The sequence below is a fragment of the Bacillus cereus group sp. MG1 genome, from assembly GCF_040460035.1.
Lineage (GTDB): Bacteria > Bacillota > Bacilli > Bacillales > Bacillaceae_G > Bacillus_A > Bacillus_A cereus.
In genome coordinates this window covers 3,235,022-3,259,891 of sequence record NZ_JARVGY010000001.1, presented here as the reverse complement: position 1 = coordinate 3,259,891, position 24,870 = coordinate 3,235,022, and the positions used below count along the sequence as shown (strand labels likewise).

The window sequence follows — 24,870 nt, the reverse complement described above, 5'->3', positions numbered from 1 at the left end:
TCCTGTCGGAATCAATAGCAAGCATTTCCTACATAAAACAAAAGGGAGATTTCGCTCCCTTTTGTTCCTTACTACTTAAAATTACTTTGTATTATAAACGATTCATAATGTCTTCTTTAATAGTAAGTAACTTTTGTTCACTATTTTGTAAAGAACTATCTTTTACACCAAAGTAAAACTTAATCTTCGGCTCAGTTCCAGATGGGCGTAGGCAGAACCATGAACCATCCTCTAATTGATATTTTAACACATTTGATTTCGGTAAGTGAATCTCTTCTTTATGTCCATCTTGTAAAGATGTAACGATGCTTGCTTTATAGTCTTCCACTGCTACGACTGTTAAGCCCGCTACTTCTTTCGGCGGATTCTCACGGAACGTTGCCATCATCTCTTGGATTTTTTCCGCTCCATCTTTTCCTTTTAACGTTAACGATACAAGGTCTTCACGGAAGAAGCCGTATTTCTCAAATACTTCTAATAGACCGTCATATAACGTTTTCCCTTGTGATTTGTAGTATGCAGCTACTTCACATGCAAATAGAACAGATTGTACTGCATCTTTATCACGGCAGAATGGGCGGATTAAATAACCATAGCTTTCCTCATAACCGAATTGGAATTCATATTGTCCGCTTTCTTCATACTGTCTAATTTTCTCACCGATAAATTTAAATCCAGTTAACGTATCAACTGTATCTAAACCGTATGCTTTTGCAATTGTACGACCAATTTCAGACGTTACGATTGTTTTTAATACGACACCGTTCTCTGGAAGCGTTCCGTTTTCTTTCTTTTGAGATAGTAAGTAATCAAGCATTAATGCACCTGTTTGGTTTCCGGTTAATACTTGGAACTCACCATTATGATTACGCACTGCTACACCAAGACGGTCTGCGTCAGGATCAGTTGCGATTAATACATCTGCGCCTACCTTTTCACCGTCACGAATTGCATACTCAAACGCTGCGTGCTCCTCTGGGTTCGGTGATTTTACTGTAGAGAAGTTTGGATCTGGTAACTCTTGTTCTTTTACAACTGTTACATCTGTAAATCCAACTTCTTTTAAACCACGGCGTACAGAAATATTTGATGTTCCGTGTAATGGTGTAAAGACGATTTTTAAGTCTTTACCAACCTTTTGTACCATTTCTTTATTAATGATGACATTGTTCAATTCTGCAGCATATGCATCATCTACTTCTTGTCCAATAATATGTAATAAACCGTCAGCTTTTAATTGCTCTACATCAGCGACTTCAACTGTTAATTCATCTTCTACTGCATTTACGTAGCTAATTAACTCATCTGCTTCTTTTGGAGGTAACTGTCCACCATCTTCACCGTATACTTTGTATCCGTTATATTCAGGTGGATTATGGCTTGCCGTAAGAACGATTCCACTTACTGTATGTAAATGACGAACTGCGAAAGAAAGTACTGGCGTTGGACGTAAGCTTTCAAACACATATGTTGTGATACCGCGTGCACCAAGTGTAGCAGCAACTTCCATTGCAAACTCAGGTGATTTATGACGAGAATCATAGGCTACAACAACACCGCGTTTTTTCGCTTCCTCACCTAACTTTTCGATAAAGCTTGCTAATCCTTTTGTTGCTTTACGAACTGTATATATATTTAAACGGTTCGTACCAGCACCAAGTTCACCACGCATACCACCTGTGCCAAACTCTAGATTTTTATAAAAGCTATCCTCGATTTTCTTCTCATCTTGCTTCATATTTTCTAGCTGTTCTTTTAATTCTGCATCTAATTGTGCGTAAGAAAGCCAGCGACTAAATTCTTGTTTCCAATTCATTCTTCTCTCTCCTCTCGCTCGTCATACCTTTATTATATGAAAAAAACATGCTGTATCTCAATATTTTATAAAATCTAACAGGATTTTACTAGGAATATTTGTATACACTATTGTTAAATACTCCACTAAAGGGAATGAGGATTATGCACGAATGGGGCTTGTCAGAAGAGCTCAAAATACAAACAAAGCAAATGATTGAAATTGCTGAAAAAGAACTATCGATTATGAGGAACGCAATCGATAAAGAAGACGAATGTATTTTATGCAAAATGGAAGATATTCATCATATGTTAGCAAATGTACAAACATTGGCAGCTACATACTATATTCAGGCATATTTATCACCTTATACGGAAAGTTCATCTTTTATTACGACAGCTATCCAACATTTAAGCGCCAGAAAACATGGTGCTCTTATCGTCGTGGAACGAAACGAGACGCTTGAAGCTCTCATTCAAACTGGAACGACATTAAACGCTCATTTAACTGCGCCATTACTCGAATCAATATTTTATCCAGGTAACCCTCTTCATGACGGTGCCGTTCTCGTAAAAAATAATCATATTGTCTCAGCTGCTAATATTCTTCCTTTAACGAAAAGTACAGAAGTTGATCCTGAGCTAGGAACACGTCACAGAGCTGCAATTGGCTTATCTGAAAAGAGTGATGCACTTATATTAGTTGTCTCTGAAGAAACGGGCCGTACTTCTTTTGCTTTAAATGGGGTTTTGTATACGATTTCTTTATAAAGTGAAACTTTAATCAGCCCTCACCAATCGAGCGTTTACCGGCAATCCGACCTAACTGCTTTCCTTTCGCTGAATTTTGAGTTATGGGTCTTACTACCCGGCAAATAGTGGGATAAACAAACCTATAAAAAAGAAGACTGTTCCAAAATATCGGAACAGTCTTCACTTATACTCTTATTCTTCTCCAAAACGCTCCACAAGTGTTGCAAGTGTACGTACCATTGCGCCAGTTGCTCCAGCTGGACCTAAGTCGTGCGCACCTTTTGTTTCTGATGTTCCAGCGATATCTAAGTGTACCCATGGTGTATCTTCAGCGAATTCGCCTAAGAATGTACCTGCCATAACCGCATGTCCTTCACGGCCTGGTGAGTTATTTAAATCAGCAAACTTACTGTTTCTCACACGTTCTTTATCACGATCAAAAATCGGTAGTTGCCAAATTGGCTCATCTGTTTCCATAGAAGCCTCTAGCACTTGCTCAAATAACTCTTCATTATTTGTCATTGCGCCTGTCGTATAGTTTCCAAGTGCAACAATTACACCGCCTGTTAATGTTGCAACATCAACAAGGTAGTTTGCACCAAGTTTTTTCGCATACGTAATACCGTCAGCTAAAGCTAGACGACCTTCTGCATCCGTATTTAATACTTCAATTGTTTTTCCGCTCATAGATGTGATTACATCGTCTGGCTTAAATGCCGTACCACTTACAACGTTATCAGTTGAAGGAATAACAGCGATCACATTTTGTTCTGGGCGAAGTTCACCGATAATTTCCATCGCACCTAATACAGCAGCTGCACCGCCCATATCACCTTTCATACCAACCATGCCTTCACGTGGTTTTAAAGAATAACCACCAGTATCGTATGTAATACCTTTTCCAACGAACCCAATGACATCTGTCCACTCTTCTTTTCCTTTATAAATAAGAGCAATCATTTTTGGTGGCTCTACACTACCTTGGTTTACTGCAAGTAACGCACCCATACCAAGGTCTTCCATCTCTTCTTTCTCAAGAACTTTATAGTCCATATCATATTTCTCCGCTAATTCAACAGCATACTCAGCAAGCTTTGTCGCTGTTAATACGTTTGGCGGCATATTTACAAGTGTACGAGCTGAATTTGTTGCACGTCCATGTACGTAGCCAACTGTTAATGCTGCTTCAATTTCTTGTGCATCTTCCGCTGTAATAGCCGTGAACTTCTCTAACTCTACACGATCCTTTTTATCTGATTTATACGTTTGTAACTCATATGTACCAAGGCCTTGTACCTCTGCCGCAATATGAGCGACATCAATCGCGTCTAATTTCTCTGTTACGAAAGAATCAAGTAAGATTGCTGCATCTCGTACTTTTGCTGCTTGCAGTGTTTTAAACGCCTTACCAAGAGCCGCACGTAACGTTTCTGTCGTGTAAGATTCTTTCTTTCCTAAACCAACAAAGTAATAACGTTTCACATTTATTTTCCCTAAGCTATGTACTTTCGAAATGGCCTTTTTCTTCGTAGATAATTCTTTCTCTTCTAGTAAAACTTGTAATTGCCCTTCAAACGCTTTGTCCAGTTCTTGTACAAAACTACTCATTTTCTCTTCTTCAAATAAAGCAACAATTACCGCTTCATGACCTGCTAATTCTTTTTGTACTTGAAACATGTTCAGACCCCCTAAATTTCTCTACCACCATTATAACTTTATTTTCGATAAAATGCGATAATTCTAACTACAGTTATATGGCGTGTAAAATCGCAGATCCAAAATCTCCTCTATCATGAAATAAGCCAAGAAAAAAAGTCTAGCGTAATTACGACTAGACTATCTTTGTTTTAAATATTGACCACGAAACACTTGCATCGTTTCGTCTTGATTTAACATCGTTAACTCTTCTTCTGTAAATTTACCATTTCCTACTTTTACTACGTACACATTTACTTTTTTCTTACCCCATTGGCTATAAACATCTTTCACCGTATCATAATATAGATCAAGACGGTTTCCTTTTATTGCACCGCCCTTATCAGCTACTACACCATACCCGTAACCTGGCACGAAGAGAATCGTTCCAATCGGGAATACGCGTAAGTCCGCAGCAATTGTGGAATATAAATCCCTTTTCACTTTGACACCTGAATATGTAATACCATACTCTGGATGCCCTGGCCTCTTACCAGTTGACTCAATCCCCGATGTATAACCTGTTGCAGTCATTTCAATTGAACGATATTTAGACCAGTCGTTTGCCTGCTCTAAAGCATTTATCACTTCTTTACTCGGAGCAACATTTCTCTTAACTTCTGCTGCATGTACTTCTTTTGCACTCATTCCTTCATATATCTTTACAATCTCTAATAAAGAAACTCCTGTGAAAGCATTCCATGTTACGCATAATGCAATTGCAAGTAAACAAGTCATCATAATGCGAATACAATATCGTTTTAACATTTTTATATTCCACACTCCTTCATCGTTAATCATTCCCTATACGATGAAGGAATATGCAAAAAAATAATCTCCAACTTAATTGGAGATTAAAACATTTGATATCCGCTTTTCCGAAGTTTCTTGATTACGACTCCTGCTAAAGCAGCCCCTACTAATCCAGTAGATAGAATAAATACGTCTGCTTGTCCTAAGTGCGATACACTTGTCCCAAATGAAGAAAATGTTTCTTTCGGTTTTGAAAAATAATCCCACATACTCGCTTTATTAATAATAAGCATACAAACAATCGGATACACAATAACCATTACCCAAGTAGCTCGCAAAATCATGTTGAGTAAAAATCCAATTCCAAAGAACAAAATAAAGAATAACATCATTGAAATAAGTAGTACCGGTATACTCACTCTTTTCCCCTCTCCTTCGCACGTGCCGTAAATACGTGATAAGCTGTATAACCAAATGGTTCACCTGGATTTAATGTTTTGTCCACTTCAAGATGTAGTTCTGATCTTCCTTCTAACAAATATTTAATAAGCACAGACGTATTCGGATCGTCTACAATCTTATCCGGATGTAAGAACGCCACTTCAGACAATTCTTTCTCCTGTACAATAATATTTTCTCCTTCAGGTTCCAAAAGGAAAATAATCATATTATCACTAATCTCATTACGAATAACACCCGATCGAACACCAATAATCCCCTTCACATGAGCGACAATGCCTGTCTCTTCTAACACTTCGCGTTTCACAGCTTCATCAACCGTCTCACCTTCATTTACAAAACCAGCCGGTAAAGACCATTTCCCTTTTAATCCACTGTATTTCTTCTTAACAAATAGCCACCTACCATCTTTTGTAGCTACTAAACCACTAACAGCTAGCCATACCTTCCCTCGTTTCTCCATGATGTAATAACCTCCTCCATCAGAACGGACAGAATATTCTTTCTTTTTTATATATTATACTATATTTTTAATATAAAAAAAGCAGAAACAGCTCTTAGCCGTTTCTGCTTTTTCTACTATATATTAAAAGAACTTTAATTTACCTTTTTTAAGAACTAATAAAGGTCCACCTAATAAGAATAGGTAACGGTTATCGATTACTTTCTTCATGAAGGAAGCTTTCCAACCTGTTAACTTTTTACCCATAACAACGCCCATTGCATCGTCATGACCTAAAGAACATACAGATCCTTTATTATCGAATGCGAATTTCTTCATCTCGCCCTTGCCACGAACTAATACAGTTAAGTTGTGTGCAATATTGTAACCTTGTTGAATTGCAATTTGTGCTGTTGGTGGGTAAGGACGGTTAATTTCTTCATTAATAATTAACGCTGCGTCACCAACCATGAATACATCTTCGTATCCTGGAGCGTGCATGTACTCATCAACTTTTACACGTCCGCGCATTGCTTCAAAGCCAGACTCTTCCACAATACCATTACCACGAACACCTGCAGCCCAAACTACTGTTTCAGACTTAATTAATTCAGTGTCATCGCCATTCGCAACGATAATACCTTCTTCAGTTGCTTCTTTAATTGCTGTACCGATGCGGAATTCTACACCTTTTTTCTCAAGCTGTTTTACAGCGTATTCTACTAACGCTGGATCAAAACCTGGAAGTGCTGTTGGAGCAGCTTCTACACAGATGATACGTGCTTTTTCACGTGGTACATTATACTCTTTGCAAAGTTCAGGAACACGGTTTGCAAGCTCACCTACGTACTCGATACCAGTAAATCCAGCACCACCAACAACGATTGTTACTAACTCATCGCGTTGTTCAGTTGCATATTTAGAGAAACTAGCTTCCATATGCTCACGAATTTCACGAGTTGCATTAATGTTAGCGATTGAGAATGCATGCTCTTTTAATCCTGTAATTCCGAATGTTTCTGATTCGAAACCAAGACCAATTACTAAGTAATCATACTCTAACTCGCCATCTTTTAAGATAATGCGTTTTTCAGCAGCTTTAATTTCTACTACTGTGTCTTGTACAAAGTTCACTTTATTTGTATCAATAACGTCTTGAATATCTAGACAGATTTTTTCATCTTGTAATGTACCAGCTGCGCTCTCATGTAACCAAGTCGCTTGGTAGTGATAGCTGTTGTTGTTTACTAGCGTAATTTCAGCTTCATTTACAGATAATGCTTTTTGCAGACGAACAGTCGTAATCATCCCGCCATAACCTGCACCTAAAACTACGATTTTTGGAGTCTTCACCAAATCACAACCCTTTTCTTTATATAATAGTAATAAAAAATAATACCAAGTACTAAAAACTCTATTTGTCAAGAATGTGGAATTTATCACATTCTATATCATAACAAAACGCAGTCAAAAAATCGTACGAATTTTGTCATAGAAATTTAACATAATACTTCCCTATATTAGTCGGTTTTATTCCAGAATTCAAGCGTCTGGAGAATTATCAATATTTTAAAATAACATAGCGTTTTCAAGGGTTTTTTAGCCTTTTTTTCATGTATTTTCCTTTCTGTATATTTTATACAATAAAAAAGAACCTATGCGAAAACTTACACACAATTCAGTCGTTTTCAGAAGTATTATGAACTCAAATATGCTATCATTTATTTGAAAGTGTCATCATTTGCAGGATTTTCGTGTACATATGAACAATATATGAAATCAATATCAAAATTCCATCTATAGGGGGAATGAAAGTGGCAGAAAATCAAAAAGTTTACGACATAACAATTATTGGTGGTGGTCCAACGGGACTGTTCACAGCATTTTATGGCGGTATGAGACAAGCAAGTGTAAAAATCATTGAAAGCTTACCTCAACTTGGCGGACAATTATCCGCACTCTACCCTGAAAAATACATTTATGATGTGGCTGGATTTCCAAAAGTGCGCGCACAAGAATTAGTTGATAACTTAAAAGAGCAAATGAAGAAATTTGACCCAACTGTTTGTTTAGAAGAAGCTGTCGATACGCTTGAGAAACAAGCTGACGGTATATTTAAACTTGTTACGAATAAGCAAACTCACTATTCTAAATCAGTTATTATTACTGCTGGCAATGGTGCTTTCCAACCACGCCGCTTAGAATTAGAAGGTACAGCGAAATACGAAAAGAAAAACTTACATTATTTCGTTGATGATATGAATAAATTTGCTGGTAAGCGCGTCGTAGTATTTGGCGGTGGCGACTCAGCAGTAGACTGGACAATGATGTTAGAACCGATTGCTGAAAAAGTTACAATCGTTCATCGTCGTGATAAATTCCGTGCGCATGAACATAGCGTAGAAAGCTTAATGAATTCTCGTGCAGAAGTAAGTACACCATACGTTCCAGTAGAACTCATTGGTGATGACAAGATTGAACAAGTCGTTCTTCAACATGTAAAAACGGAGGAAAAAATTATCATCGATGTTGATGACGTAATCGTAAACTACGGCTTCGTTTCTTCTCTTGGCCCAATTAAAAACTGGGGCTTAGATATACAAAAAAACAGCATCCTTGTAAATTCAAAAATGGAAACAAATATTCCTGGCATTTACGCTGCTGGTGACATTTGTACATATGAAGGAAAAGTAAAACTTATCGCTTGTGGATTTGGCGAAGCACCGACAGCAGTAAACAATGCAAAAGCTTACTTCGATCCAAATGCAAAACTTCAACCGATGCATAGCTCAAGTATGTTTTAATATGCAAAAATAAAGCTCCTTCCATACGTGGAAGGAGCTTTCCTTTTATATAACATAAAAGCACACTGAGTCCAATAAACTATCGAACTCAGTGTGCTTTTCGTCTAAAAAATTATTGTTTTCTTCTTCTACCTAATACGAATAATACTCCGCCAACTAAGAATGAAATTCCCGCACCAACTGACATCATCCATGAATGTGCTCCCCCTGTTTTCGGTAATTCTTTTTCTACTTTTACTTGCGGTTCTTTAATTAACTTTTCCAGTCTTACTTCCGGTTTCTCCGGTTTCACTTCTGGTTTCTTCAGATCTTTCGGTTCCTCCGGTTTCACTTCTGGTTCCTTCGGCTCTTTCGGATCTTCTGGCTTCACTTCTGGTTCTTTTGGTTCTTTCGGTTCCTCCGGTTTCACTTCTGGTTCCTTCGGCTCTTTCGGATCCTCCGGTTTCACTTCTGGTTCCTTCGGTTCTTTCGGCCCTTCTGGCTTCACTTCTGGTTCTTTCGGTTCTTTCGGTTCTTTCGGTTCTTTCGGTTCTTTCGGTTCTTTCGGTTCTTTCGGTTCTTTCGGCTCTTCCGGCTTCACTTCTGGTTCCTTCGGTTCTTTCGGCTCTTCCGGCTTCACTTCTGGTTCCTTCGGCTCTTCTGGTATCTTAAGATCTTCTTTTGTTTTCGGTAAAATTGTAACTGTAGGCTCAAGTGGTGGATTTATTTTATCGTCCACTACCGCTCTATTTGTTATCCCTTTACTTGGTGCTGCTTTTACCTTCACTTTAAAAATAATACTACGTTCTTTCGTATCTGTAATTTCTAGATACTTTGCTATTACTTTTCCAAACTCCATTTTTAACTCTATTGGATTTGGTTCAGCCCCTTCAAATCTAATGCTATCTTGCACGTACTCTAAACCGGCTGGAATTTCATCTTCTACCTTTACCTCTGCTAGTTTGCCGTTTTCTACCGTATTTTTGAAACTAATTCGGTATTCTACTTCTTCTCCTAGCTTCGGTTCTTTATTATTTACTGTCTTCGTCGCTTTTAACTTACCATCTTTATATTCTGGCTTTATTGTCGCTGTCGGTTCCATAACTGGATGATCTGGATCATCTACATGAATGATCGCTTTATTTGTTATTTCCTCTCCAACTTTTACCGATTCTTTTACCTTTACTTTAAAGATGATACTTCTTTCTTTCGTATCCGTAATTTCTGGATACTTCACTGTTACTTTTCCATTCTCGACTTTAAGTTCTGTTGGCACAGGCTTATCACCTACGGCCTCCAGACTTTCTTTCACATACTCTAAACCAGACGGAATTTCATCTTCAATCTTTACATCAACTAACTTCCCGCCATCTACTGTGCCGTTAAAAGTAATTCGATATTCGATTTCTTCCCCTAGCTTTGGTTCATGGTTACTTACTTCTTTCCTTGCCTCTAGTTTCCCATCTTTATATTGAGGTGTAATTGGTATAAGTGACTCAACTGGTGGATTTGTCGGATTATTATCATCCACAACCGCCTTGTTTATAATTTCTTTTCCTACTTGTACCGTTTCTTGTACTTTCACTTTAAAGATGATACTTCTTTTTTTCGTATCCGTAATTTCTGGATACTTTGCTGTTACTTTTCCATTCTCAACTTTAAGTTCTACTGGATTTGGTTCCGGCCCATCAGACTTTATACTATCCTGTACGTATTCTAAACCAGCTGGAATTTCGTCCTCTACTTTTACCTCAGTTAGTTTGCCGTTTTCTACTGTATTTTCAAAACTAATTCGATATTCTACTTCTTCTCCTAACTTCGGTTCATGGTTACTCACTGTCTTTTCAGCTTGTAATACACCCTCTTTATGTTGAGGTTGTATCGCGACATTCGGTTTCTCTGGTGGATTTATAGTATCTTCCACAACCGCCGTATTCACAATCGCTTCGCCAATTTTAGCTTTTTCTTTCACTTTTGCTTTAAAGACGATACTTCTTTCTTTCGTATCCGTAATTTCTGGATATTCTGCGAGTACTATGCCGTTTTTCACTTTTACATGCAACGGTTTTGGATTATCCCCCTCAGCTCTTCCGCTACCTTCTACAAACTCTAAACTGTTTGGTAATTCATCCTTAATTTTCACCTTCGCTAATTTTCCGTGCTCAACTACGTTACGGAACGTAATTCGATACTCTACTTCTTCTCCTAATTTTGGAGCTGGGTTATTTACTGTTTTCTCAGCTTTTATTTTTCCATTCTTATACTCCGGTGTAATAATCGCTTCTGGTTTTTGCGGAGGATTCTTCGGATTATCATCATCCACAATTGCCGTATTCACGATTTTCTTCCCGACTTTTACTGCTTCTGTTACTTTTACCTTAAAGATAATGCTACGCTCAGCTGTATCAGTAATATTTTCATACTTCGCTGTAATTTTTCCAGCTTCTTCTTTTAACTCTACCGGATTTGATTCATTACCTTCTGCTTTTAAACTATCCTTCACATACTCTAATCCATTTGGTAGTTGATCCTCAATTTTCACTTCTGCTAGTTTTCCGTTTTCTACCGTATTTTTAAAACTAATTCGGTACTCTACTTCTTCTCCTAGCTTTGGATCTTTTTTACTTACCTTTTTATTAGCTTTAAATTTACCAGCTTTATGCTGCGGTGTAATATCTACTTCTGGTCGCTCTGGTGGATTTTTTGTATCATCAACAATTGCTTTATTTACAATTGCCTTGTCCACTTCAACGGAATCTTTCACCTTCACTTTAAAGATAATGCTTCTTTCTTTCATGTCAGTGATATTTTCATACTTCGCACTAACCTTACCAGCTTCTTCTTTCAACTCTACTGGGGCCGGCTTATCACCTTCTGCTTTTAGACTATCTTTCACATACTCTAAACCAAACGGAATTTCATCCTCAATTTTAACCTCTGCCAGTTTTCCATCTTTCACCGTATTATTAAATGAAATTCGATATTCGATTTCTTCACCTAGCTTCGGTTTATGATTATTCACCTTTTTATGAGCAGCAATTTTACCATCTTTATATTGTGGTGTAATTTTTGCTGTCGGATCAATTACTGGATGGTTCGGATCATCAACATGGATAATCGCTTTATTTGTAATGTCCTTCCCTATTGTAACCGAATCTTTTACCTTCACTTTAAAGACAATACTTCTTTCTTGCGTATCCATAATCTCTGAATACTTTGCCATTACCTTACCATTTTCTACTTTCAACTCCACTGGTTTTGGCTCTTCACCTTCAGCTTTTTCGCTTCCTTCTACAAACTCTAATCCAGCTGGAATTTTATCTTCTATTTTTACCTCTGCTAGTTTTCCATCTTTCACCGTATTATTAAAAATAATTCGATATTCGATTTCCTCACCTAACTTCGGTTCATGGTTACTTACTTCTTTTCTTGCCTCAATTTTCCCATCTTTATATTGTGGTGTAATCGGTACATAAGGCTCTTCTGGCAGATTCTTTGTATCATCTACAATTGCCTCATTTACGATTTCTTCTCCCACTTTTACGCTTTCTTTTACCTTCGCTTTAAAGACAATGCTTCTTTCCTCTGTATCTGTAATTTCTGGATACTTTGCCATTACCTTATTATTTTTCACATGTAGCTCTACTGGTTTCGGTTTAGAACCTTCTGCCGTGATACTGCCCTCCACATACTCTAAACCATTTGGTAATGCATCCTTTATATTTACCTCTGCTAGTTTTCCGTTTTCTACCGTGTTTTTAAAACTAATTCGGTATTCTACTTCTTCTCCTAGTTTCGGTTTATGATTATTCGCCACTTTCTGCGCAGCAATTTTACCATCTTTATATTGCGGAGTAATTTCCACATGAGGCTCTTCGGGCTCATTTTTTGTATCTACTACGATTGCTTTATTAACAATCTCCTTGCCTACTTCTGCCTCTTCTTTTACTCTCACTTTAAAGATAATACTTCTTTCTTTTGTATCCGTAATTTCTAGATACTTTGCCATTACCTTGCCGTTTTCAAATTTCAATTCTACCGGACTTGGTTTAGAACCTTCTGCTTGTAAACTGTTCTCCACGTACTCTAATCCAGCTGGAATTTCATCTTCTACTGTAACCTCTACTAGTTTTCCGTTTTCTACCGTGTTTTTAAAACTAATTCGGTATTCTACTTCTTCTCCTAATTTCGGTTTTTTATTGTTTACAAATTTCTCTGCTTTAAGCTTACCGTCTTTATATTCTGGCGTAATTGTTACTTCTGAAGTTGTTGGATCTTTTGTATCATCAACAACTACTTTATTGACAAGGCCTTCACCAACTTTAAATTCTTCTTTTACTTTCGCTTTAAAGACGATACTTCTTTCTTCTGTATCCGTAATCTCTGGATATTTGGCGATTACTTTTCCATCTTTCACTTTCAGTTCTACTGGATCCGGCTTAGTACCTTCCGCTCGTAAACTATCTTTCACATACTCTAATCCATTTGGTAAATTGTCTTCTATTTTTACCTCTGCTAGCTTTCCGTTTTCTACCGTGTTTTTAAAACTAATTCGGTATTCTACTTCTTCTCCTAACTTCGGCGTTTCATTATTTACCGTCTTCTTCGCTTCCACTTTTCCGTCTTTATGCTGCGGAGTAATTTCTGCCGTCGGTGTTTCTGGTTCATTTTTCGTATCATCAACAATTGCTTTGTTAACGATTTTTTTACCGACTTTCACTTCTTCCTTTACTTTCACTTTAAAAGTGATACTTCTTTCTTCTGTGTCCGTAATCTCTGGATACTTCGCCATTACCTTACCATTTTCCATTTTCAATTCTACTGGATCCGGCTTAGTATCTTCTGCTTTCACACTGTTTTCTACATACTCTAAACCTTCTGGTAAAGTATCTTCTATTTTTACCTCTGCTAGTTTTCCGTCTTCTACCGTGTTTTTAAAACTAATTCGGTATTCTACTTCTTCTCCTAACTTCGGCGTTTCATTATTTACCGTCTTCTTCGCTTTCACTTTTCCGTCTTTATGTTGCGGAATAATTTCTGCTGTCGGTGTTTCTGGCGGATGTTTCGTATCGCTCACAATCGCTTCATTAACAATTGAATCGCTCACTTTACCTTTTACTTTCACTTTAAAGGTAATACTTCTCTCTTTTGTATCTGTAATCTCAGGATACTTTGCCATTACCTTACCGTTTTCAAATTTTAATTCCACTGGATCTGGCTTAGAACCTTCTACTTTTAAACTATCTTTCACATACTCTAATCCATTTGGTAAATCATCTTCTATTTTCACCTCTGTTAGCTTTCCATGTTCTACCGTATTTTTAAAGCTAATTCGGTATTCCACTTCTTCTCTTAACTTCGGCGTTTCATTATTTACTATCTTTTTTGCTTCAAGTTTTCCATCTTTATACTGAGGAGTAATTTCCGCTGTCGGATTAACTGGCTTATTTTGCGAATCATCAATAGTTGCTTTATTAATGATTTTTTTACCGACTTTTACTTCTTCTTTTACTTTCACTTTAAAAACGATACTTCTTTCTTCTGTATCCGTAATTTCTGGATATTTTGCCATTACTTTACCGTTTTCAAATTTCAGCTCTACTGAATCTATTCCGGCACCTTTTGCTTTCAAACTATTTTCTACATACTCTAAACCTTCTGGTAAAGTATCCTCTACTGTCACGTCTGTTAGCTTTCCGTTCTTTACCGTATTTTTCATACTAATTCGGTATTCTACTTCTTCTCCTAACTTCGGTGTTTCATTATTTACGATTTTCTTCGCTTTAATTTTTCCATCTTTGTGTAATGGTGTAATTTTCGCTTCTGGTTCTTTCGGATCTTTCATATCATCAACAATTGCCTTATTGATGATTTCCTTCCCCACTTCCGCTTCTTCCTTCACCTTTACCTTAAAGACAATACTTCTTTCTTTCATATCCGTAATATTGTCGTATTCAGCAATAACTTTTCCATCTTTTACACTTAACTTTAATGGAGCTGGTTTATCACCTTCAGCCTTTTCACTGCCTTTTACATACTCTAAACCGTTAGGAATTGTATCCTCTATTATTACCTTTTCTAGTTTTCCGTTTTCTACCGTGTTCTTAAAGCTAATTCGGTATTCTACTTCTTCTCCTAGTTTTGGTGATGGATTATCTACTGTCTTCTTCGAATCAATTATTCCATCCTTATGTTGCGGAGTAATTCTTTCCTCCGGTTCAATCGGTGGATTTTTCGTATCATCAACAATTGCTTTATTGACAATCTCTTTATCTACTTTTACTTCTTCCTTCACCTTTACTTTAAAGACGATACTTCTTTCTTTCATATCCATAATATCGATATACTTAGCTTTGACTATCCCATTTTCAACAGCTAATTCTACTGGTTCAGGTGCTTCTCCTTCGGCCTTGATGCTATTTTCTACATATTCAAGACCTTTTGGAATTGTATCTTCCACTCGCACCTTTTCTAGTTTTCCGTTCTCAACCGTATTATGAAAACTAATGCGGTACTCGATTTCTTCGCCTAACTTTGGCTTCTTATTATTAACTACCTTTGTAGCAGCAATTTCACCTTTTTTACTTTGCGGTGTAATAACAACCTTTGATTCAACAGGCTCATTTTTCGGATCTTTTGCAATTGCTTTATTTACGATTGCCTCCCCTACTTTTGCCGAATCTTTTACTTTCACTTTAAAAACAATACTTCTTTTTTCTGTATCCGTAATTTCTGGATACTTGGCCATTACTTTGCCATCTTCCACTTTTAGTTCTACTGGCTCTGGTTTTATACCTTCAGCTTTCAAACTATCTTTCACGTATTCAACACCTTTAGGTAGTGTATCTTCTACTAGCACCTTTTCTAGTTTTCCGTTTTCTACCGTATTATAAAATGTAATTCGGTATTCCACTTCTTCTCCTAGTTTTGGTGTTTGATTCGTTACGCTTTTTTCTACATCCACTTTACCGTATTTATAATCCGGCGTAATCTTTTCCTCTGGATGCTCAGTTTGTCCATTTGGCTCACTCACAACCGCTTTATTAACAATCGTTTCTCCCGCTTTTGCCTCTTCTTTTACTTTCACTTTAAAGGCAATGCTTCGCTCTTTTGTATCCGTAATCTCTGGATATTTTGCGATTATCTTACCATTTTCTACTTTTAACTCTACTGGATTTGGTGCAGCACCTTCAGCTCTCACACTGCCTTGAACAAATTCTAAGTTAGCTGGAATTTCATCTTCTATTGTAACTGCATCTAGTTTTCCGTTTTCCACCGTATTTTTGAAGCTAATTTGATATTCAACTTCTTCTCCTAGCCTCGGCTTCTTATTTGTTGCTTTTTTCTTTGCAGCAATTTTACCGGCCTTATGCTGTGGTGTAATCTTCTCTTCTAGATTCTTTGGTGGATTTGTTTTATCTCTAACGGTTGCTTTATTAACAATTTCTTCACCAATTTTTGCAGTTTCTTTTACTTTTGTTTTAAAGACGATACTTCTTTCTTCCATATCCATAATTTCTGGATACTTTGCAATTACTTTTCCATTTTCAAACTTCAGCTCTACTGGCTCTGGTTTTGCACCTTCGGCTTTCAAACTATCTTTCACGTATTCAAGACTACTTGGTAATTCATCTTCAATGGTCAATACATCTAGACGTCCATCTTTTGTCTTATTTTTAAATGTAATACGATACTCTACCTCTTCACCTAACTTCGGTGTTTTATTAGAAGCTATTTTTCTCGCCTCTATTTCCCCTGGAACTTCTTTTGGGGTAGTAACCGTAACATTTGCATCGTCCTCAGTTTCATACTTTATCTCGGCACTATCTTGTCCCTTTACAACAACGACATTTTTTACTGTTGTATCTGATTGTACAGAATCTTTCACTTTTACTTTGAATGTAATAACGGTACTTTCACCCGGCTTTAAAACACCGCCGTCTTTAGCATTAGCACCTTCACCAACACGGAAATCAATTTGATTATTTACAAACTCCGCTTCATCATCGCTTGCATCATCTGTTTTATTTCCTTTATTACTTCCAGAAACATATTGAATAGACCCTGGAACATACTCTAAACGGTCATCTAATTTATCAAAACCTTTTACATTCGATACCGGCGCTTGATTATTTTTCGTATCATTTTTCACTTCAATTTGATACGTAAACTCTTCACCAGCTTTAATTTCCTTAACTTCTTTACCGGTACTATCTAATGCCTTTTTATCAACTTGTAAGTTTGGAGCATTATGTTCTGTAACGAATGTGGCGTTATTTAATACGTAAATATCACCGCCACCACCATATGCTCTAAAACGTATTTTTCCTTCTTTCAAATCATTCTTTACTTGAGTGGGTCCTTCAAGGTGATACGTATGAATATCTGTACTGAAAGAATTTGTCCAATCTGGATTATATCCTGGGTATTTTTTCGTAACAAATTCGTTAGTGCCATCTACTTGTACTTCTGTCATAGATGAGTCATTAACATCATTATCTTTACTTTTAATATTTTTAAACTTTTGATACCCTAACCCAAAATCATACTCTCCATAATCATAGGCATATCCATCATTATCAGCTGGATCACCTTGCGATGAAAAATAACTAAATTTCGCCTTGAAAGCGCCTTCTTTTGGTGTGTTTATTTTATTAACACTAATATCTGTCCAGGCTGTACTTTTTTGAGAGACTAGCCCTTCCCAAATCTTCATGTCTTTTACTGTTTCTTTATAGTTTTCATAAACTAATATAAGATTCCAGTTACCCCAGTAATAGCCGCCACCTGTTACATCTTTAATTTGTGGCACATTTGCAACTGTCAACGTTTGAGAAATACCTTGCTGTGCAATTATATTTGTTACATCTGCATACGCTACATATCCTGCGCCACTACCTGAGTAATTAGAAATATAAGGTAGATAATCAGCTTTTCTTATGCTATCAGCAGTTACCTCTGCATATTCTTTATTTCCCATTCTCATTTTGACTGGTTGCCTTACTTGATCCTCGGTAACCTTTCTATCAGCGATATTTCCTGGTAACCCCATTGCTGCTGTCCAGAATAAGTAAGCCTTTTTCACTTTACTTCCAGCAGGAATGTTAGGAAATGCACCTGTTGACGAATTAAAAGTACTATCATCGTTATCAACATCAACCGTCATTTTATTCGTTTTATAACCCATACTTTGTCTGCCATAATGATCAGATGTCAAACCAAGCGTCACATTACCAGTCTGTACTAAATTACCAGGAGCAATTGTAGAATACAACGGGTCTCCAAATCCTTGTTTATCTCCTGTTTGGATTTGAACCTTCGAAGCATTTTCTGATGCAGCTTGTACTTCTGCATCACTCTGCTTTACTGCTAAAGGTGATTGCTTTTTCTCTTTTTCTAGTTGCTTCTCAGCCTCAGGTTGTTTTATCTTCTCTATTTCTGTTTTTTGTGCAGATGTATTTTTATCTTCTACAGATACTTTTAATTTTCCATCCACTTCTTTAGTTTTTGAATCAGTTGTTGATCCGATAGCTTTCTTACTACTGTCAGCCTCATCATCGGTATTAGCTTCTAACTTCTCTTCAGAAGGAAGCCCTTCAACATCTACAGACATGTTTCCTATTTGTAGTTGATCCTTTTGCACACTAATTTTTTGCTTATACTCTTTATTAAAATGTTGCGCACGACGAGCTTTTATTAATACAGTCATTTTTTCATGTGATTTTAAATCTTGAATTTTAAGATTAGAAGAAAGAACCTTTCCTCCATTATCTTTTTCCTCTACATAGAAATCCGCTACCTTATTTTCAAGTAACTTCTCTCCGTTTACTTTCACAGATTGCGAAAGAAACTCAATTCCATTGTCATTATTTTGTTTAATTACTAATTCTCGGATTGGTGTATCTCCCGTATTTTCAATCTTATATTGAAATACGTGCTCCCTCTCCGCTACTTCTCCCTTATACATTTCAGCATTCACTTGATCTGCCTTAATTTTCACATCATTTCCTTGTAACTCATCCCAGCTTTTTTTATTTATCTCTGTAGCAAAAGCACTGGGCGAAGGCAATATGATGGATAGAAGAAGTGTGATCATTGTTACGACATTAAAACACTTCAATACTTGCTTCATATTTTCTACCTTTCTCCTTTCTATATACTTGCTATCCGCCTACTTCATTTCAGTAACCCTTTCATTTAGTAGCCGAATACATAGCAATATATATCCACTCGCAACAATCCGACCTACGAAAATGTATCGTTGAAATCCCAATGTCAACAATATAAATCTCATAGAATATTACTATTTTAATTTATCAAAAATAGCATATATACCGGACACTTATACAAACCTTTACCATACTTTTAATATAGTAAAAACATCGTGCTGTATAGGTTTATATAACAGTTAAAGGATACTTAAAAATTTTAACATACTCCTCATCCTATTTATACATACAATAGAAAATTTACCATTTTTTAGTTATTTTCAGTTTGTTTTTTATGATTAAAATTTTCTAAAAATAACAACCGTTACATGTAAAAATATGTTATATTAAACAAGAACAAACGTTCTTTTTTTTAAAAAAGGAGGAATTTTTTATGCTACACGAACCTATTATCGTAAAAAAAGAAGCTTTCCACGCAATCGGCGTTTCGGTTACGACGACTAATGAAAAAGAGGCATCTACTGAAGGAAACATTCCACAACTTTGGAACCGATACTTTCAAGAACAAATGATGCATCACATCCCAAATCAACAAACGAAAGAAACATTCGCTTTCTACTCAAACTACGAATCAGATGAAACCGGTACATATCAATTTACAATCGGTATGCCTGTTTCTTCATTAGAAGACGTTCCTGAAAATATGACAACTTTAACAATACCTGCCGCTACATATGCGGTATTTACAACAAGAAAGGGACCAGTAGCTGTAGTCGTTTGTGAAGCTTGGGAATATATTTGGAAATGGTCGAAAGAAAATAAACGTGCCTTCACAACAGACTTTGAGCTTTACGATGAAAGAGCGTTAGATCCAAACAACGTTCAATTGGATATTTATATTGCGTTAGCCTAAAAAAAGATGCCCATTCGGCATCTTTTTTTGTCGTTAAATAGCTACTGGGCAAATTCATTATTATTGTCTACAATGAGAAAGTGCAGTATAGAAATATTAGAAACTGTATAAAACGATTGTTAATAGGTTTTTTAGTTTAAATTCGTCACATAGAAAGGAAGCAATATGGAGGAACTACAACAAAATAAAACTGCTTTAGAAGGAAGCGGAAAACCGTTATTAAAAAATACGAATTTCCTTTTTCTTTGGGCAGCTACTCTTTTTTCAAGCTTTGCTTTAGCCTTTTTTACTTTTTCACAAACGTGGTACATAGCAAAAACATTAAACCTTGAAGCTTCACTCGGTGTTGTTTTCGTAGCCCTTAGTGTTCCAAGGCTTATTTTTATGATTGTCGGCGGCGCTGTAGCTGATAAATTCCCGAAAAAAAACATTATGTTTTACTCCAATATCATTCGAGCGATTCTTGTCGCAACCATTCTCACATGGTTCATTGTCGGTGATGTAACACTATATACATTTGCTTTATTCGCTTTATTCTTTGGACTTGCTGATGCTTTCTTCTGGTCAGCGGATGGATCTATCTTACCGGAATTGGTAGAAAAAAGCCGGTTAACACAAGCAAATTCACTTACACAAATGACGAACCAAGCATCGGTCATCTTAGGCCCTGTACTTGGTGGTATTCTCATTAAATTTACGAACTATGAGACAATCTTTTCCATTACGATTTTATTACTGATTGTCGCTGCCATACTCGTTCAAAAAATACAATTTACGATGCCAGAACAAAAAGATACAGATAAAGGTATGTTCACTTCCATTAAAGAAGGAATCTTATATGTAAAGGAATCGCCATTCCTTTCAACTTTCCTTATTTGTAGCGCTTTTTTAAACTTATTTTTAATCGGCCCGATGCAAGTTGGTTTCCCTCTTTTTGTTAAAAACGTTCTGCATGGTGATTCGCTCCAGTTTAGTTACTTAGAAGCATCTGTAGGCGGCGGAATGGCAATCGGTGCTATCATTGTAGGTTTAAAAAATATTAATCGTAGACGCGGTCTATTTTGTATTATCATGATGCTATTGTCTGGTGTATTCTTCTTAGCCATCAACTTTAGCACCGTACTTTGGCAAGCACTATTAGCCGGCATGTTTTATGGTATTACAATCGCAATGGCGATTGTACCGCTTATGGCAATGATTCAATCGACAGTAAAAGAAGAAATGATGGGACGCGTAATGAGTTTACTTATGCTATCATCAATGGGCTTTATCCCGCTCTCTTATGCATTCACATCACTTGCACTTGCAATGGGAATTCCAATCGTAACCGTTATGAAAAGTGGTGCAATAGCTGTTATCGTCTTCGTACTATTTGTAGCGATTCGTGTTCCAGTTGTAAGGAAGTTCGATTAGCCACTTAGAGTCATGTATTATACGCATGGCTCTTTTTTGAATGGATCAAATAGTGATATTCCCTTACTTCTCCTTAATGCTGCTCCCCATTCTAATCCAACCTCTAAAAATAAATCTCGCACTGTACTGTATAAAAGTGCCCCAATGTCTTTACAAATTTCCCCATATTTATATGCTCTTACAACACTTTTCACGCGCCAAATTAAATTTCCATACACTTCTTCGTCAGCTAATATTTGCTCTAGTAAAACACCTTGTTCTAGTAACCCACTCTTTTTATACGCAAGCTCGACCTTACTCCAAAATATATTAATTTTCTTCGGATTACTCGTCATCGGCACCAGTGCGTATATAAAAGGCTTCGGTATATCATGACGGCAATACGTCTCATCAAGCTCATACGTTCCTTTTCTTTTCTCTTTTATTTGTGAAATGTTTTTAGAAAGAATTGTTTCCCCAGCAATTTTTTGCTCATTTTTACTACAGCCAGTTGCATTATCCTCAGTTTTACAAGCGGACATTTTCATACGGTCATCCATGCGGTCAATCGCAGATGTAAGAAATACATATAAGTTCGCACTATACCCGCCGCGTTTATGCCTTTCTTTTGTTGCAACACGCTTTATAATTCCTAGTTCCTCTAACTTTGCAATTGAACGGCGTACTGTACGAATACTCTTTCCAACATTCGTCGCAATCGTCCCCATTAATGGACAAGCAACCCCTACTGTTTTTTGTTTCTCATTCACCGCATATTTTCCTAAAAAATGAATAATGATAGAATCAGTTTTATTCAATTGAAATCGGTAGCACTTCAAAACTTGTTTTTGATATGTATTAAACTCTTCTTTACTTCGAAATTCACTATATGGTTTCATTAAATTATATAAGCTTCCCATTTATATCACCTCATTTATAAGTAAGAGGCAGGAAGCGAAATTGGCGTGATAGTTAATATTTTTTAATGGAGATGAAAATATGATCGTAATTAGCGCTTGTTTAGGTGGGATTGCTTGCCGTTATGACGGGAATGACAATCTCGTTTCAAAAATAGAGGAGCTTCTGCAAAAAGAAGATACAGTCCTCATTTGCCCTGAAGTATTAGGAGGACTACCAACACCTCGTCCTTCCGCTGAAATTATTGGCGGGAATGGCGACGACGTTTTAGACGGAAAAGCGAAAGTGATAACAAAAAATGGTGAAGATGTCACAGCAGCTTTCGTAAATGGTGCTTATAAAGCATTAGAACAAATTAAAGATTTACACCCAGAATATATTATTTTAAAAGAACGCAGCCCATCTTGTGGTAGTTCTACGATTTACACTGGAGAATTTAACGGTAATAAGCAAACTGGTTTCGGAGTGACAACTGCTTTATTTAAAAGACACGGATTTAAAGTCATTTCAGAAGAAGAATTTGAAAACAAAAAAAGGAATTGACCCTGTTCGTCAATAAAGGTTATTTACGTTCGTTTTAAAAATAGTAATAAACCCTTATATATCAACGGTTTGTGTAACGTTAAAAATCATGAATAAATTTTAAATTTTATTCATTCGTTACCAAAATGTGACCATAAAAACAAAAGAGCACAGCGTGTATATATGGTGTTGGACCACCGTATATACCGTCCACCTGAGCTGACCAGGTAAACACTTGCTATACTCTCATGAGTTATTTTACCTCATACAAGGGGTATTAAGCAACGTTTACCAATAAATCGGTGACGTTGCTTTTTTGTTTCCAAAAAGGAGACAAACCGTTATGAAAAAGTGTATTGATGTATTAGCTCAACCAGAGTCCTATCATAATTTATCAACATTTTCAAATGTACAGGAATTAAATCAAACGATTAGAGTATACAGAGATGTAATTAAAACGTCTATTAAACGTGCAGATGTACAATCTAAATTAATTGCATTACTTGAAATTTTAAAGCGTCATAGCTGCAAATACGTAGGTGTTAGTTTCCTATGTAAAAATAGAATAGCTGAGATAATGAGCGTATCATATAAAACTGTACAACGTTTAATGACGAAACTTGTGACTTTAAGAATAATTAAGCAAATAGCTATGAAGCGAAAAAAAGATATGCGCCAAACTTCTAATGCAATTATTATCCAACCAATTGTAAATGAAGTGTCCCACAAGCACCCTACTGAAACTACTAAGAAGTGTCCTACCGTTAAAACAAATACTAAAATCTTAAAACAAAAGAGTAAAGATATAAATAAACGTAATGGTAATGACAATAATGCTGTACCTAAAGAAAACATTAAATGTGCTGAATTTGTAGCCCATTGGGTTCCGAAACGTTTCGTTTCCCTAACTTCAGCATTTTATTCAAAAGCTAAAACAATTCAAGAATTTTGGAAGGTCGTAAAACAATGCAATTGTGTAATAAATCATACAACAGGCCAAACGGCGTTTGACAAAGAACAAGAACTACAAATTGGTGTACAAGCTATGAAAGAATTTGCGATGAAGGTAAAAGATGGAGTCAAAATGAAAAAGGGTAAGTTTGCGTATTTCAACGGTATCGTAAACAATTTGATGAACAAATATTATTTTGACCCTGAATTTGGTATGTGATGCTCTCTTTTACACTTCAGGTATCACATATACCTTTGCATATACACCTTGCTGCACAGCAAATTGTTCTAGCGTCTTTTGCCTAAATGGTGTGAGTGTAAAGAAATGAAGGATAGGGACTTTCCCGTTATATTTGTTTTTATAATACACCGTGAATTCACCATACTTATTCATTTTTTCACTGTTCACATTCATCATTTGTGTACGATCTATTTCGACTGCATTGAGAATCCCGTCACTATCACGGTACTTTACATCCGGAATAATGGTTCGCTTCTTGTCATCTACTTTATAACGGATAGGGGCTTCTATCTGCCAATCTTCAGGGCAAAACAGATATAGCCACGCTTCGTTTCTCATGAGGCTGTGTGCTAATCGAATGGTAGGCACAACCTTTTCTGTATCATCGAATAGCGCACGTCCTTGTTTATTGAGGTAGTATACATGCTCTTTTTTATAAACGGTACTATTCACATATGGGCTTAAATCTTTTAGAATCCGATTCGCATTCCGTATTCCTCCCATATCGTGAATGGCCATCAAATGTCTTCTGGTGGCGAATTTCAACTTTCTAATCGAGGTCAAAATCATCATCTGACGATTCATTTTGATATGTGTCTGCATATGCATCCTTTTTCACCTCGTATTGTTTTAATATGTCCCACATCTGTTCATTTGAGATATAAGGGACTTGAATTTCTGTTAAGCGATCCGTTTTAAAAAGCGCGCGCCCTGGTATACTTTCAATCGATTCAAGACCAGTTTCATCAATGACAACTTGAGAAGCTGTTTGAGTTGGTAACCGAAATCCTAATTTTGCATCACTGTTCTGTTTCACTTGACGTGGTAAAGTATCACCAGTAGGGTATTGTGTACAAAATATCAATCGAAATCCTAATGCTCCACCAATTCGTGCTATATGAGAAAGCATCTGCTGACAAGCTCCTAGTAATTTTTGTTGTTTTTTACTCATGCTCTTATCTGGACAAAGTTCCGCACCTTCATCCACGATAATAAAATAACGTTCTCTTATGTAGAGTAGGAAGCGAGCGCCTTGTCATATTGCTATGATAGGTTTCTCAAAACCCCTCACCGAACCGTACGTA

15 protein-coding genes and 1 pseudogene are annotated in these 24,870 nt (G+C 36.6%); 6 read left to right on the top strand and 10 right to left on the bottom strand.

The genetic code is table 11. The features are described from left to right. Positions 1-91 precede the first annotated feature (91 nt). Entirely contained in the window at positions 92-1,816 is a 1,725-nt protein-coding gene (locus QCI79_RS17020) for a phospho-sugar mutase (protein WP_021728482.1), read from the bottom strand. A gap of 143 nt (positions 1,817-1,959) precedes the next feature. Here QCI79_RS17020 and cdaS point away from each other — a divergent pair, with 143 nt between their 5' ends. Then, positions 1,960-2,565, top strand: coding sequence for a sporulation-specific diadenylate cyclase CdaS (gene cdaS, locus QCI79_RS17015; RefSeq protein ID WP_000545253.1), 606 nt, complete (start codon positions 1,960-1,962; stop codon positions 2,563-2,565). A gap of 174 nt (positions 2,566-2,739) precedes the next feature. Here cdaS and pepA read toward each other — a convergent pair whose 3' ends face one another. From pepA to QCI79_RS16990, 5 genes are all read right to left on the bottom strand, one after another. Further along, a complete protein-coding gene (pepA, locus tag QCI79_RS17010; protein WP_000487942.1) occupies positions 2,740-4,224 on the bottom strand; it encodes a cytosol aminopeptidase in 1,485 nt (494 codons plus the stop codon). 159 nt (positions 4,225-4,383) lie between these two features. Further along, on the bottom strand, positions 4,384-5,010 hold the full coding sequence (locus QCI79_RS17005; protein WP_000920098.1) for a 3D domain-containing protein: 627 nt from the start codon (positions 5,008-5,010) through the stop codon (positions 4,384-4,386). 86 nt (positions 5,011-5,096) lie between these two features. Next, positions 5,097-5,414 (bottom strand): YuiB family protein, encoded by a 318-nt coding sequence (locus tag QCI79_RS17000; protein WP_000027016.1) that lies wholly within the window; start codon positions 5,412-5,414, stop codon positions 5,097-5,099. Further along, on the bottom strand, positions 5,411-5,917 hold the full coding sequence (locus QCI79_RS16995) for an NUDIX hydrolase (protein WP_000415321.1): 507 nt from the start codon (positions 5,915-5,917) through the stop codon (positions 5,411-5,413). Before QCI79_RS16995 ends, QCI79_RS17000 begins: the two co-directional genes overlap by 4 nt. Before the next feature lie 123 nt (positions 5,918-6,040). Beyond that, positions 6,041-7,249, bottom strand: a complete 1,209-nt coding sequence (locus tag QCI79_RS16990) for an NAD(P)/FAD-dependent oxidoreductase (protein WP_000856612.1) — start codon at positions 7,247-7,249, stop codon at positions 6,041-6,043. Between the two features lie 461 nt (positions 7,250-7,710). Between QCI79_RS16990 and QCI79_RS16985 the strand changes: the two genes are divergently transcribed. Next, on the top strand, positions 7,711-8,700 hold the full coding sequence (locus tag QCI79_RS16985; RefSeq protein ID WP_000829788.1) for an NAD(P)/FAD-dependent oxidoreductase: 990 nt from the start codon (positions 7,711-7,713) through the stop codon (positions 8,698-8,700). Positions 8,701-8,812: 112 nt separating this feature from the next. On the opposite strand, the gene QCI79_RS16980 is transcribed toward QCI79_RS16985, so the two are convergent. After that, entirely contained in the window at positions 8,813-18,811 is a 9,999-nt protein-coding gene (locus tag QCI79_RS16980) for an isopeptide-forming domain-containing fimbrial protein (protein ID WP_021728481.1), read from the bottom strand. Between the two features lie 470 nt (positions 18,812-19,281). Between QCI79_RS16980 and QCI79_RS16975 the strand changes: the two genes are divergently transcribed. Both QCI79_RS16975 and QCI79_RS16970 read left to right on the top strand, forming a co-directional pair. Continuing rightward, complete coding sequence (locus tag QCI79_RS16975) at positions 19,282-19,761, top strand: GyrI-like domain-containing protein (RefSeq protein ID WP_021728480.1); 480 nt, start codon at positions 19,282-19,284, stop codon at positions 19,759-19,761. Positions 19,762-19,926: 165 nt separating this feature from the next. Beyond that, entirely contained in the window at positions 19,927-21,174 is a 1,248-nt protein-coding gene (locus QCI79_RS16970) for an MFS transporter (RefSeq protein ID WP_000391942.1), read from the top strand. 17 nt (positions 21,175-21,191) lie between these two features. Here the strand turns inward: QCI79_RS16970 and QCI79_RS16965 are convergent, their stop codons facing one another. After that, positions 21,192-22,073 carry a helix-turn-helix domain-containing protein gene (locus QCI79_RS16965; RefSeq protein WP_000535259.1) on the bottom strand — a complete coding sequence of 294 codons (882 nt, stop codon included), beginning with the start codon at positions 22,071-22,073 and terminating at the stop codon, positions 21,192-21,194. A 79-nt stretch (positions 22,074-22,152) separates the two neighbouring features. Between QCI79_RS16965 and QCI79_RS16960 the strand changes: the two genes are divergently transcribed. Further along, the gene (locus QCI79_RS16960; protein ID WP_000635484.1) at positions 22,153-22,614 is read left to right on the top strand and encodes a 2-thiouracil desulfurase family protein; all 462 of its coding nucleotides are present in this window, start codon (positions 22,153-22,155) and stop codon (positions 22,612-22,614) included. A 322-nt stretch (positions 22,615-22,936) separates the two neighbouring features. Further along, positions 22,937-23,764 (top strand): hypothetical protein, encoded by an 828-nt coding sequence (locus QCI79_RS16955; protein WP_000710530.1) that lies wholly within the window; start codon positions 22,937-22,939, stop codon positions 23,762-23,764. 9 nt (positions 23,765-23,773) lie between these two features. On the opposite strand, the gene QCI79_RS16950 is transcribed toward QCI79_RS16955, so the two are convergent. Both QCI79_RS16950 and QCI79_RS16945 read right to left on the bottom strand, forming a co-directional pair. After that, positions 23,774-24,394: a replication-relaxation family protein gene (locus QCI79_RS16950; RefSeq protein WP_031303563.1), complete on the bottom strand. Its 621-nt coding sequence runs from the start codon at positions 24,392-24,394 to the stop codon at positions 23,774-23,776. Beyond that, a pseudogene (locus QCI79_RS16945) lies at positions 24,336-24,797 on the bottom strand (FtsK/SpoIIIE domain-containing protein); the annotation flags it as partial. The pseudogene QCI79_RS16945 and the gene QCI79_RS16950, both read right to left, overlap by 59 nt. Positions 24,798-24,870: the final 73 nt, after the last annotated feature.